Origin of the sequence: Methylovulum psychrotolerans (assembly GCF_002209385.1) — a bacterium.
GTDB lineage: Bacteria > Pseudomonadota > Gammaproteobacteria > Methylococcales > Methylomonadaceae > Methylovulum > Methylovulum psychrotolerans.
Genome location: NZ_CP022129.1, coordinates 4,353,502 through 4,365,674 on the forward strand (window position 1 = coordinate 4,353,502; position 12,173 = coordinate 4,365,674).

Here is a 12,173-nt window from a genome sequence, read left to right on the forward strand (position 1 = left end):
AATCTGCTTACTCCGCCTGAGCCAAATGGGCGACCAGCCCCGGACGCACGTCCTGCACCAACCCCATTAAATCGCCGGAACGAATATCCTTAAAATAAGGCACAGCCGTTTGTAACTCCAGCGGCGCCTTATTGACCAAGCCTAACAACTCTTCTTGCAAACCCTTGAGAAAATCGGGGTCAGTTTCCGCCGCCTCAAACAAATCCTGCAAATCCGCCAGCGCGTCGGCCCGCGCCCTGAGCACCGCCCCGTCATCGACCGCCGCCGTATTCACCTTGACCTTTTCAATCCAAATCCGCTCCGCCCCGATAGCGGCCGCCAATGCCAACACCTCCGCCCGCAACTGGCCTTCCAGCCCGAACAGCTCACCGTGCGCCTGCGTCTTACCGATGACATTAACCCTGATAACGGCGGGTATAGTCGCAGGCGTATCCGCCAACACCACCTCCAAAGCCTGCCCTATCGCCACCACCACCTCGGCTAGCGCGTTACAGCCCGCCACATCCACATCAAGGCTATACCAGCGCAACACATCAACGAACAGCCGCGCAATGCCGGCAATTTCCGCATCCTCAACCGTCACCAAAACCGCCCCGCGCGGGCCGGTCTCACGGATATGCCGCCCCTGAAGATTGCCGGGAAACACCACCGTCGCCGCCCCTTGCCATATCTGATGCTCATGGACATGGCCTAACGCCCAATACTGGTAGCCCTTGGCATGAAGCTCTTCCAGACTGCACGGCGCATAGTTGGCATGGGCGGACGAGCCTTCCAGCGCCGTATGCAGCACACCGATGTTAAACAGCCCCGGCACGGGTGCCGGATAACCGGACGCAAGATTTTCGACGGTTTCCTTATCCTTAAAACTGCGGCCATGCAGGGCGACCTTTAACCCTTCCAACTGGAACGTTGTCGGCTTACGCGCATCGAAAGTAAACACATTGTCGGGCAATTGCAATTTTTTGGTCATTTCACTCTCGGCATCGTGATTGCCGAACAGCAGATAAACCGGAATCCCCGCCCTTTTCAGGCGGCCCATTTCTTTACAGAAATAAATGCCCGTATTATGGTCTTTCCAAGTGCCGTCGTAGAGATCCCCGGCAATCACCATAAAGTCCACCTGCTGCTCAACCGCCTCGCTAACCAGCTTGGTAAACGCATCACGGGTCGCCGTACGCAACATCTCCACCGGGGCATCCGGGTAAGCGCTTAAACCCGTTAATGGGCTATCTAAATGTATATCCGCAGCATGAATGAATTTCACTATCCCTTATCCCTTTTTATTGTGTGGCGACGCTAATAGGTCTGTAAGCTGGCCAACAGACTGGATTATAGGCGATTAAACCGAAACACTGCCGTTTAACCCGCTTTTCCGCCCATTTGGCACGCAAAGCCCGAAATATTGGATAATAGCCGCCCTTTGTGGATCGGGCAATAAAAAAAGCACCTATTCGCCCCGTTTGGGCTATTCTTACTAAAAAAACCACAAATTGTTGGTGATAAAATGTTCGGTAGCCTTGTCGGATAGGATAGCGGAAAGGCCGTAAGCCCATTATTTTGGTGAACAATGCGGATGTCGCGTTTAGAAATGGCTGATACACTAAACCAGCCCCGCTTATCGTTTATGGGATAATGACCCATAGCCTAACAACAGATAAACGTTAACTTATACTCGATCATCAAGTTTTTCATAAAGTCACCTCTAAATAGTGGGGAAGATTAGCGGAGAGCTAAGGCTTGTTAAGGTGGGCAACTCCCTCCCCTGATGGGGAGGGTTGGGGTGGGGAGAATAAAATCAATGACTTATGCTCATGGCTAAGAGATTTTAATCAGACTGTTTTTATTTCGTTTAATGAAAAAAGCCTTATTTAGATTCTCCCCACCAAGCTGTCCGCATCGATCAGATCCCGGCTCCGCTCAACTGCCCGCTTTTTTTAACCATGTTAATAATCTAAAAAATTCGTTTATTATCGTCCATATAGCCACAAAAACCCTTAACTTAATGGCAGTGACCCCAGCCCTCCCCTTGGCAGGGGAGGGAGCTTATGTCTCCTCCGGTATACAGTTGAAAATAAAGGGGAAAAAGCCCATTCACCTGCCAAGGGGGAGGCTGGGGTGGGGTTGCCGTACTTTCGCCTGTTCAACAGATTTTATTTCATGCACGTTCCTTACCTCAGCTTGGTTTTTGCTTGGCGGTGTCGGGCAGAACCGCTTGCCCGACCTACTCGACTACGCGCGCTGGTTACAGTTTAACCGCATAAAACGAGGCGACGACACCGGCGGGGGAGATGCCGCCGTTGCTGCTGGCGTGGGGGATGGTGCGGATGACGGAGCCTACCAGGGCGGGGATTTGTTGTACGCCGTTCGGCCAGTGGGCGACCAGGTAGCCTTCGTAATCGTAGATCCATTGTTCGCCGCCGACCACGCCGACCCCTTGGAAGCGTACCCGCATCGGGCTGCCGTATTCGCGGGAGCCTTGCAGTTTCAGCGACCAGCCGTCACCGCCGATGGTGCCGCTGAGGATTTGCATGGCATCTTCGTGGATGTCGATGACACCTTGGCCGAATTCCAGATCGTTGAAGGCGGTGTTCAAGTTAGGGTCGTTTAAGAGGCTGCGGTAAGCCCATTTGCCGACGAAAGGGTTGTTCATGGTGTGCTCCTTGGCGTTATGGTTAGTGTTGGGTGGTGCGTTAAGGGGGGTGGTGCCGGGAGGGCGGGCCAGTGGCCCGTACTCCCGGCAAGTTAGGTCAATCGCTTTTTTCGGTGTCCGGCCCTGAGCGTTCGACGCTGTAATAGCGGTCGTCGGGCAGGCTGGTGGATGGGGTGGCCATCACGTTGCTGCTGGGCGGTAGATGGGGGTTGCGGATGATGAAGCCGAGCCGCCACCAGTCGCTGACCATTTTTAGGTCGCCCGCGTTGGTTTGTTGGATGCCCCGGCTCCAGGTCGTCCATTGCAACTGCGGTTGCCCTTGTGCGTCGAAGCCGACCAGTTCATTGGATTGCAGGGGTCGGTGTGCGGGCCACCAGAGGGTATCCCAGGTTTGTTGTTGTTGCGCCATGCGGGCATCGTCGCTGGTGTTGATGAGGTTCCACTCGGCGTAGGTGATGTCGATGGTGTTGGTGGTGCATTCGTTAAAGTCGGCTTGCCACGGCACGGCCATGGATTTGGTCAGGTCGCCCGGTTGCAGGCCGGTGTTGTAGTCGTTGTTTTGGCTGAGCGGGCTGTCCATGGCGAAGGTGTTGTCGTCGAGCAAGCTGCCGTGTTTGGCGTTGGCTTGGGCGGCGGATTGCAGGAAGTCCGACCAACTGCGGTCGGCTTTGATCCGGTAGGGTTCCAGGTAGATGGAGGGGTTGCGCAGCACCCAGCCGATTTCGCCGCCCGGGCAGAACGCGCCGCCGAGCAGGTTGCTCAATACGCCACGGTCGAGTTCGCGGGCGTTTTTGGGGGGTGTGGTGGGGTAGGGTTGGAACACCGGATAGTTGGGGGGTAGGCAACCTTGTTCGATTTCGTTGCTGAAATAGCCCAGCGCCCATTGTTTGAGGACGAACAGTTGGTAGTCGGTCAGGCGCAGAAATTTGGACGGCACGAGATTGCTGAGCGGGTTGTCGCCGCATAATAGCGGCATCAACGGCAGGTTGTGGATGCGGCTGCCGACTTTGTTGCTGATTTTGAAGTCATTTTCTTCACCGCCGCGCCGGAGCAGGTCGAACAGGAATTGCCGCATCGGTGCGTAGGGGTCGAATACCCAGAGGCCGTCTTGCAGGCGTGGGGTGGGCTTGCGGGTTTCGGCTTGGGCTTCGCCTTGGCTGGCGTTGCGGTTTTGGTGGCGGCTGAGGCTGTCGGCGACCGCTGCGTCGTAGTCGGCACGCTCGTGGAAGTAGCGGGGCGGTTGGCTGAGCAGGCGGGGGTCGAAAGTGCCGCGCTGTTCGGGATCGTGGGGGAAGTTGGATTGGGCGAGGATGTCGCTCAGGTATAAAAATTCGTTGGGGCGGAACAGGATCGGCCAGATGTCGCAGTAGAAGCCCGGTTTAAAGGTGGGGTTCCAGGTCAGGCGGCTGGCTTGCCATTGTGCCAGGGCTTGCGCGTTGTGGGGCGGGATGGTTTCGGGGTCGGCAAAGCTGTCGATGCGCCCGTACAGGCGGGTGTCGGCGGCGAATTGGCGTAGGCTCAAGTCGTAGAGTACGTCGTCGGCGGTGATCATGTCGAGGATTTGCGGCACGAAGCGCGGGTAACCGGCCACCACCCAGGCGGGGTATTCGACATCAATGTAGCGGGTCTGGCCGACTTGTTCGGAGTACATGATCAGCCGCGCCATGACCGGGCCGTCTGAGGTGTCGTCGTACCAGCCGTCGTTGTTGGCGTAGTCGCTGATATGCGGCTCGCCGGGGCCGGTTTTTTCGCAGCCGGAATGGCCGTGGCCGCCCAAGACCAGCAAGCGCCCTGCGTCGTCGGTGAGGATTTCGCCCAAGGTGTCGATGTCGTGCGGTTGCAGGCCGCGCGGCGGGAAGGTGGTGGCGTAAGCGCCGTCGCCAGTGCGGTCGAAACGGGCGCGGCGTTGGGTGGTGGTGTTGACGCTGCGCGGGCCCGGGTCAATGACCAGGCGGTCGCGGTCGGTGATGTCGGGGTTGCGGCGGGGGTGGTCGCTGTCGTAACCGTGTTCGCCGCGCGATTGTTGGAAGTCGTACCACGACGCTTTTTTGTTGGCGAGGTAGACCCGCCATTGGATGTCGGTCAATACCCCGTGGTTGCCGCCGCCTTCGACGGGGTCGCCGAGTTGCAGTGGCCGGCCTTCGGGGCTGTCGGCATCGTAGACGTAGACTTGGAAGCGGGCGGCTTGGCGTTTGATGCGCCCGTGCTTATCTTTAAAGGTGTTGACCAATAAGGGGCCGGTCAAGTCGGGGGTTAATAAAGGGTTGCCTTGTGCGTCGCATTGTTGCGGCAGGTTGGCGGGCATTTCGGGGGCGATATAAAATTCGCTGGTGCTGTTACCCAGACGGGCGATGCCGATGCCGGGATGGATTTTGTATGTAGCCACGGTGAGGATTCCTATGGTTAACTGATGTTACGCAGACATATTCTGCGATTTAAAAAATAAATAATGAGTCGCTATCGCGACGGCTTTTTTAATCGGGTTCTCGCACCCGAAGGCGAGATACTTTCTTTTGCTCCGCCAAAAGAAAGTATCCAAAGAAAAGGCGGCCCGATTGCCGCTTGATCCTGCGCTTCTCGGTTTTGTCGGGGGTCGGCAGAGTGGGCTCCTGCCTTTATGCCCTTTGGGTGCACCTGCCGACGCGCGGCATCCCTGCCGCGCCCCTTTATGCCCTATGGGTATTCGGGCTGATCCCGACAAACCCTGCGATGCTCGGCGCGGCAAACGGGAGAAAAGTGACGTTACTGCGTAACGTCAGCGGTTAATCGAGGAAGTTGAGGGAGACGCCTTCGAGTTTGAGCAGGTCTAGCTCTTCCTCGTAATCGGCACCGATAACGACCAGGGTGATCTGTAGTTCGTGGGCGCTGGCGAGCAGGTGCCGGGCGCAGTCGGTCACGTCGATGCGGTGGTTGCGCGGCATGTTATGGCTGCGTGTCCGGTGGTCGAAGTCGCGCGGTTGCGGCGGCGGGGTGGCGCAATGGCCGGGGCCGCCGTAGCAGGCGCCGTGGCCGAAGATGGCCAGATAACCGGCAAAATGCGGGTTGTCGCGCCAGTCGGTATGGGCATCGGCACCGGGTTGGTTTAAGAACACGCGCACGAAGCAGGAGCGTTCCAGTTGCGGTACCCAGTGCAGGCGGATTTCGGCTTTACGGAAGCCTAGGGTTTCTGGCGCGACGGCAATCGGTGCGGACAGGAAGCGGCCAACTGGGGCTTCTAGGCCGACGGGCATGAAGTGGCCGCCGCGCAGGTATTCGTAGCCGAAGCGGGCGATGTTGAGGGTGTCGCGCTGGGTGTAGTTCCACGGCGACAGGATAGCGTCCAGTTCGACGGGGTTGCTGTTGGGGTTTTGCCCTTGCCATTCCCACCACAGCCTGTCGACATTGACGTGGATGCCCCAGAATATCGGGTCGTAGGAGGCGGTGAGGTTGCTGAACATGTCGCCGAATTGCGGTTGGCTGTACATGTCGTTACGCGAGTGGAAGCTACGTCCGCCCGCCCTGACCATGCCGTTGCGCCGTGCCGCCAGCTGCGGTGTGGCGGTGCGGGCGGTGGCGGTTGCGGTGGCCGCGTAGCTGCCTTTGCCGTCTTGGTAGGGGTTTTCGCCGCCTGTCCAGATGTGCAGGGTGTTGTGGGGGTTTTGGTCTAAGAAGCCGAACGCGGCATCGTAGATGCTGCCGCCGCCAAAGTCGCGGAAGTTGTTCAGGCTCATGATCTGGCGGATGTCGTCGGCACTGGGGTAGTGGTAATGGATGGCTTGGTTGATGGTTTTGCCGCCGTATTCGGCGGGGAAGCGCAGGGGATACCACAGCGGGTTGGAGGCGAGCAATGCGTCGAGCAGGCGTTGGCGGTTGCTGTCTTTCGGGTCTGGGGTCAGTTCGGTGTAGCCGATGACGTTATAGACGTACTCGAAAAACTGGCTTTGCGAGACGAACAGGCAGTGGTCTTCCGCCAAACGCATAAATGCCGCCGCCTGTTCGGGCGTGGGGCGCGGGTTTAGGCTGTCCAGCAGCTTGGCGGTGACTTTGGGCAGCAGGAAGGCTTGGTGGACTTTCGGGGTAATCCAGCCTTGCTCCGGTTGTTCGGGGCGGTATTGCGGCATGGTCCAATCCCAATAGGGCAGGGTCACGTCGCTGTCGAAGTCTTGCAGGTTTTGCTCAAATTCGTACAGGTAGGCGCGGTGCCAGGGCAGGAAGCGTTCCCAGCCGTGTTGGCAGTGGTTTTGGTGGATCAGGGCTTGGTTGTTGTAGCTGCGGCGGTCTTCCGGCCATTTGTTCAGAGCGTAGATGTCTTTGAAGGCGGCACGCAGGCGGTTGGCTTCGGCAGTGCCCATGCAGTCGATGTTGACGCGTTGCTTAGGTTCGCCGGGGCGGCGCACGCGGCGCATTCCGTCGGGGGCGACGTTAAATTCGTGGCGTTCGCGTACCGAAATGGTCAGCGGTTCTAGGGTTTCGCCTTGTACGGGCAGGGGCGGTTGGGTGTCGGGGTCTTCTTCGGGGCAACCGTCGTCTATCCAGGCGCTGATAAAGCCGATGTCGGCGGCGCTGATGGTGGTGGTCCAGCGCGGGTAGCGGCTATCGTCGAACGGAGCCTGGCCTTGTAGGCCTAAGATCAGGCCGGACGCGGCGCTGCGCCGGTAGTTGGGGTTGTCGATAGGGTGGCCGCAACAGGTGGTCGGTGTGGCGGCGGCGATTAAGGGGGTATCGCCGATGCGGGCGGACAGCAGGGCGGGCAGGCCTTGCCGCCAAAAATGGCCTAAGCCGCCGTAATCGGCGCTGCTGTTCTGGGCGGCGGCTTCCAGAATGGCGATGACCTGCCGGTAGCGGCTCGGTGGGGTAAGTTGCGATGACATTAGGGGCTCCTCTGCGGTTAAGAATGCGCTTGCCGTGCCGTATCCGTCCGCATGGGCGGTTCCGGGGCGGCGACGTTATCCGTCGGTTATTATTAGGCTGTTTTTGACGGCGGCGGCGTACAGTAGCAAGACATTTTGCTAAATTCTATTAGGTAATACCGAAAAAAGTGTGAGTTTTTAACACAATGGTTTTTTGTGTTGGTAGTTTATTGATTTTGTTGGTGTTGTTGCGGGATAGTTTTTTCGGGGGGGCAGAAAAAAAACGGCAGGGGCGGGAGGTGTCGGCCAAGGGCGTTTTTAGCCGTTCTTGCATCGGCCTGTGCGGTATGAATGGCTGGGAATACACTTGTGCCTAACGCTTCGCGCCAATATTTTACTTTGGCTGCTATTGCGAAGATAATAGCCGCATCATCCTAGCCGCGCCTTTACACCCATGCCCATAGACCATGACCGTCTGTTTAAAGAACTGCTGACGATATTTTTTACGGACTTTATTGCCCTGTTCCGGCCGGAACTGCATACTTGGCTGGAGCCGGACAGCGTGGCGTTTTTGGATAAGGAGATTTTTACCGACATCCTCGATGGTGACCGCCATGAGGCGGATTTGGTGGCGACGGTGCGCTGTAAAGGCGAGCCTGCGTGTTTTTTGGTGCATATCGAGACCCAGGCGAAACGCCAGCCCGATTTTGCGCGGCGCATGTTCAAATACTTCGCCCGTTTGCACGAAAAGCACGGTTTGCCTGTCTACCCTATCGCCGTCTTGTCTTACGACACGCCCTGCACCCCGGAACCCGACCGCTATGGCGTGGCCTTCCCCGACGGGGAGGTGCTGGCGTTCCGCTTCCGCACCGTGCAGCTGAACCGCCTGGACTGGCGCGATTATCTGGGCAGCCATAACCCGGTCGCCAGCGCCTTGATGGCGAAAATGGCGATAGAGCCGAAAGATAGGCCACGGGTGAAGGCCGAATGTTTGCGGCTGTTGGTGACGCTCAGGCTCGACCCCGCCCGCAGCCGCTTCATATCGGGCTTTATCGACACTTATTTGCGTCTGCAACGCGAAGAGCTACCCATTTTTGACCACTTAATCCATACTGAATTTTTACCCACCGAACAGGAGCAAGCGATGGAACTGACGACCAGCTGGAAAGAAGAAGGTATTCAAATTGGTATCCAACAAGGCATTGAGCAAGGCATTGAGCGGGGTATGGAACAGGGGCTTAAGCAAGGCTTTCATCAGGGCGAATACCACGCGCTCAAGCGTCTGTTGACCCGCCGCTTCCAAACCTTGCCCGACGATGTGTTGGCCCGCATCGAAGCCGCCCCACAGGAACAGTTGGAGCAATGGCTGGACAACACCTTGGATGCCGCCACCTTAGAAGACGTGTTCCGCACCCATTGAGCCGTGCCATGCCCATAGACCACGACCGTCTGTTTAAAGAACTGCTGACGATATTTTTTACGGACTTTATCGCCCTGTTCCGGCCGGAGCTGCATACTTGGCTGGCCCCGGACAGCGTGGTGTTTTTGGATAAGGAGATTTTTACCGACATCCTCGATGGTGACCGCCATGAGGCGGATTTGGTGGCGACGGTGCGCTGTAAAGGCGAGGCCGCATGTTTTTTGGTGCATATCGAGACCCAGGCGAAACGCCAGCCCGATTTTGCGCGGCGCATGTTCAAATACTTCGCCCGTTTGCACGAAAAGCACGGCTTGCCTGTCTACCCTATCGCCGTCTTGTCTTACGACACGCCCAGCACCCCGGAACCCGACCGCTATAGCGTGGCCTTCCCGACGGGGAGGTGCTGGCGTTCCGCTTCCGTACCGTGCAACTGAACCGCCTGAACTGGCGCGATTATCTGGGCAGCCATAACCCGGTCGCCAGCGCCTTGATGGCGAAAATGGCGATAGACCCGAAAGATAGGCCACGGGTGAAGGCCGAATGTTTGCGGCTGTTGGTGACGCTCAGGCTCGACCCCGCCCGCAGCCGCTTCATATCGGGCTTTATCGACACTTATTTGCGTCTGCAACGCGAAGAGCTACCCATTTTTGACCACTTAATCCATACTGAATTTTTACCCACCGAACAGGAGCAAGCGATGGAACTGACGACTAGCTGGAAAGAAGAAGGTATCCAAGAAGGGCTGCAACGCGGCTTTAGCCAAGGGATGCAGCAAGGTATCCAACAAGGTGAATACCGCGCCCTTATACGCCTGTTGACCCGTCGTTTCCAAGCCCTCCCCGCCGATGTGTTGGCCCGTATCGAAGCCGCCCAACCGGAACAATTGGAACAATGGTTGGACAACACCTTGGATGCCGCCACCTTGGATGATGTGTTCCGCAACCATTAAGCCCTCTCCCAGCCCTTTCCTTCGCAGGGGAGCGAAACGGGCCGCTTCCCCGTCGTACAGGCGAAGCTCAGGTGAAAAAGCGCCTCCCCTGGCAAAGGGGAGGTTGGGAAGGGGTTGCCGTGTTTTCATCCAGACAACAGATTTATTTCATGCAGTTCCCTTACCCATTCCTTAGCTGCCTGACTCGGCGCCAGCGTATAGGCCAAGCCGTTACGGTAAAGCCCTTAATAAAGCCAATCTAACCTAACCTAACCTAACCTAACCTAACCTAACCTAACCTAACCTAACCTAACCCAGTAGTAAGTATTGAGCGGCTCTGCCCGCTTAGCGGCGTTGTTTTGCCGTTAAATTTTGGGCTGGCGTGTTGCCGCGCTGTGGGCTGTATAAACGGCATGTCTCCTCATCGTATACGCGATGAAAAAAAAAGCCTTAGCTTTGGCATGAGCCTGTTATGCCGATAAAGCGCCGCCGGATAGTTTCGTTCCTTCGCCCCCCTCCTTTGTCCCTTCCTTTTTGCTGATATTCCCAGGCGGTTTTACCTTGTTTGGAATGGCTGGTGTTTGCCCAAATTTCTGGTTGCCTTATCCCGATGGGGCTTTTGCTAAGCTGTAGGTGTTTGCCGGGGGCGGCTTTGTAATGTTGGCTGAAGGCGGGCTTTTCTTGTCGGCCTAGAGGCCGCAGGGCATTTTAGGGGTGGGCCGTTTTGCTCTGTTAGGGGTAATAGGATTTACTTAGCACAGTAAAAAAGTGTGGGGGCATTCTCATATAAAGTAATAATGGCGTTTTTTAGGCAACAAGATGCGGATTAGTACCATAGCGATTTTTCAAAACTATTGCTATTAATTAGTGCCAGAAAAAACGTGAATTTTTCACATAATTTATTTTTTGTCGATGAGTTTATTGAAATTATTGAGAGGTTTTTTTCATGTCAGGGCTAGGAATTGCGGGATAAGCCGGAATATTTGGCCTTATGGGGGGTTAACGGGGCTTTAGTTGCTGCTCAGGCGGCGGCAGTCGGTGCGGATACGGGATTTAGGCTTCTTATTAAGATATTAATAAATTCTAAATAATGATTGCGGTGAAGCCTGTAGTTTTTTGTTGGTGAGGATAAGGGTTATCGCTAGGGCAGAGGAGGCCGCTGAGGCCGGGGGGGTAAAGGCGTTGGCGAAAAAGCCTTTAAAGACGCTATAACCTATTGTTTTTTTAACGATAAAAAAAATAGGCTGTCCGGTCTGGTCATTTCGGATGGATTTTCGCTTTAGGGAAACACGGAGTTTGGCCTGTGGCGTAAATGTTGGGTTTCTCAAGGGGGAGGCGGAAAGCCGGGGCGGATGAGTTGGCTTAAGCCGATGCCGACCGGTCGGGGGAGGAAGACCGGGGCGGCTGGCTTAAGCCAAACACTATTGGGGGGTACGCCAGTTGGGTGGCTTAGGCGGGCGGGCCGTGTGCTGGCGCCGCGCCGCCCATTGCCGCTAGGCGAAGGGGTCTAGCGTAACACTGACCACCAGAACACGCGGCCTAAGATGATGAGTTTTTCGGCATCTGTGCCGATGCAATCGACATCTTGATATTCGTGTTCGTTGTAGCTGCGGATGCGGATACCGCCTGCGCCGCCGAGGATACGGTATAAGCGTTTGACCAGCAATTGTCCTTCATAGTCGACGGCGTAGATGTCGCCGTCTTTAATGCGGGTGCTGCTGGTGTCGATGCCAGCGGTGCAGCCGTCAGGGAGGACTGGCTCCATGCTGTCGCCGGAGACTTTGACGCAGGCGGCGTGTTCGGCGGAAACGCCAACGCGCTTGAGGGTAGCTTTGGCGAAGCGCAGTTTCGCGCCGGGGTTTTCCGCGACGTGGAATTTGCCGGTGCCGGCGGAAAGTTCGACTTCACGGTAGAAAGGCAGTTCGACTTCGTCGTCCAGCAGCGGCGTGTTGCTGTCCCATTCGTCGAAACCGCCGATCAGTTCGGCGTTAGCGGCGGTGGAGGGGTTGGAGCGCATGGTGCCGGTGGCCAGCCATTGCATGTCCACATTCAGGGCAGAAGCCAACTGGATGAGTTTTTTGGTTTCTTTGGTCTTGCCGGAGGTGAGTTTGTAGATAGCGGCTTGGGACAGGCCTGCCCTTTCTGCCAAAGATTGCTGGGTGAAGCCTTGTTCGGCCATTTTTTGGTTGATTCTATCTGCTAATGTTTTCATAGGTCTGTAAGTGATGTGGTTAGGGCAGTATCGCATTACTAGGGTGATTTCCGCTAGAAAAGGCCTTAGTTATTGACAACGAACTACTATTGTAATATTTTATTACCCATGCGAAAAATAAAAGCGGCGAATAA

General features: G+C 56.5%; 8 protein-coding genes. 3 read left to right on the plus strand and 5 right to left on the minus strand.

Translation table 11 applies throughout. The features are described 5' to 3' along the window. Positions 1 to 7 precede the first annotated feature (7 nt). From CEK71_RS19575 to CEK71_RS19595, 4 genes are all read right to left on the minus strand, one after another. Positions 8 to 1,264 (minus strand): metallophosphoesterase family protein, encoded by a 1,257-nt coding sequence (locus CEK71_RS19575; RefSeq protein WP_088620960.1) that lies wholly within the window; start codon positions 1,262 to 1,264, stop codon positions 8 to 10. A 978-nt stretch (positions 1,265 to 2,242) separates the two neighbouring features. Next, the gene (locus CEK71_RS19580; RefSeq protein ID WP_088620961.1) at positions 2,243 to 2,650 is read right to left on the minus strand and encodes a hypothetical protein; all 408 of its coding nucleotides are present in this window, start codon (positions 2,648 to 2,650) and stop codon (positions 2,243 to 2,245) included. Between the two features lie 97 nt (positions 2,651 to 2,747). After that, positions 2,748 to 5,036, minus strand: coding sequence for a LodA/GoxA family CTQ-dependent oxidase (locus CEK71_RS19585; protein ID WP_088620962.1), 2,289 nt, complete (start codon positions 5,034 to 5,036; stop codon positions 2,748 to 2,750). 376 nt (positions 5,037 to 5,412) lie between these two features. Further along, positions 5,413 to 7,500: a tyrosinase family protein gene (locus tag CEK71_RS19595; protein WP_088620963.1), complete on the minus strand. Its 2,088-nt coding sequence runs from the start codon at positions 7,498 to 7,500 to the stop codon at positions 5,413 to 5,415. A gap of 433 nt (positions 7,501 to 7,933) precedes the next feature. On the opposite strand from CEK71_RS19595, the gene CEK71_RS19600 reads away from it, so the two are divergent. Genes CEK71_RS19600 through CEK71_RS23315 form a run of 3 tightly spaced genes read left to right on the plus strand, consistent with a single transcriptional unit; the run spans position 7,934 to position 9,848 of the window. Then, the gene (locus tag CEK71_RS19600) at positions 7,934 to 8,899 is read left to right on the plus strand and encodes a DUF4351 domain-containing protein (RefSeq protein WP_088620964.1); all 966 of its coding nucleotides are present in this window, start codon (positions 7,934 to 7,936) and stop codon (positions 8,897 to 8,899) included. An 8-nt stretch (positions 8,900 to 8,907) separates the two neighbouring features. Then, positions 8,908 to 9,333 (plus strand): RpnC/YadD family protein, encoded by a 426-nt coding sequence (locus tag CEK71_RS23310; protein WP_198328347.1) that lies wholly within the window; start codon positions 8,908 to 8,910, stop codon positions 9,331 to 9,333. Next, complete coding sequence (locus tag CEK71_RS23315; protein ID WP_198328348.1) at positions 9,300 to 9,848, plus strand: DUF4351 domain-containing protein; 549 nt, start codon at positions 9,300 to 9,302, stop codon at positions 9,846 to 9,848. Before CEK71_RS23310 ends, CEK71_RS23315 begins: the two co-directional genes overlap by 34 nt. A 1,486-nt stretch (positions 9,849 to 11,334) precedes the next feature. On the opposite strand, the gene CEK71_RS19610 is transcribed toward CEK71_RS23315, so the two are convergent. After that, positions 11,335 to 12,039 carry an XRE family transcriptional regulator gene (locus CEK71_RS19610; protein WP_088620965.1) on the minus strand — a complete coding sequence of 235 codons (705 nt, stop codon included), beginning with the start codon at positions 12,037 to 12,039 and terminating at the stop codon, positions 11,335 to 11,337. Positions 12,040 to 12,173: the final 134 nt, after the last annotated feature.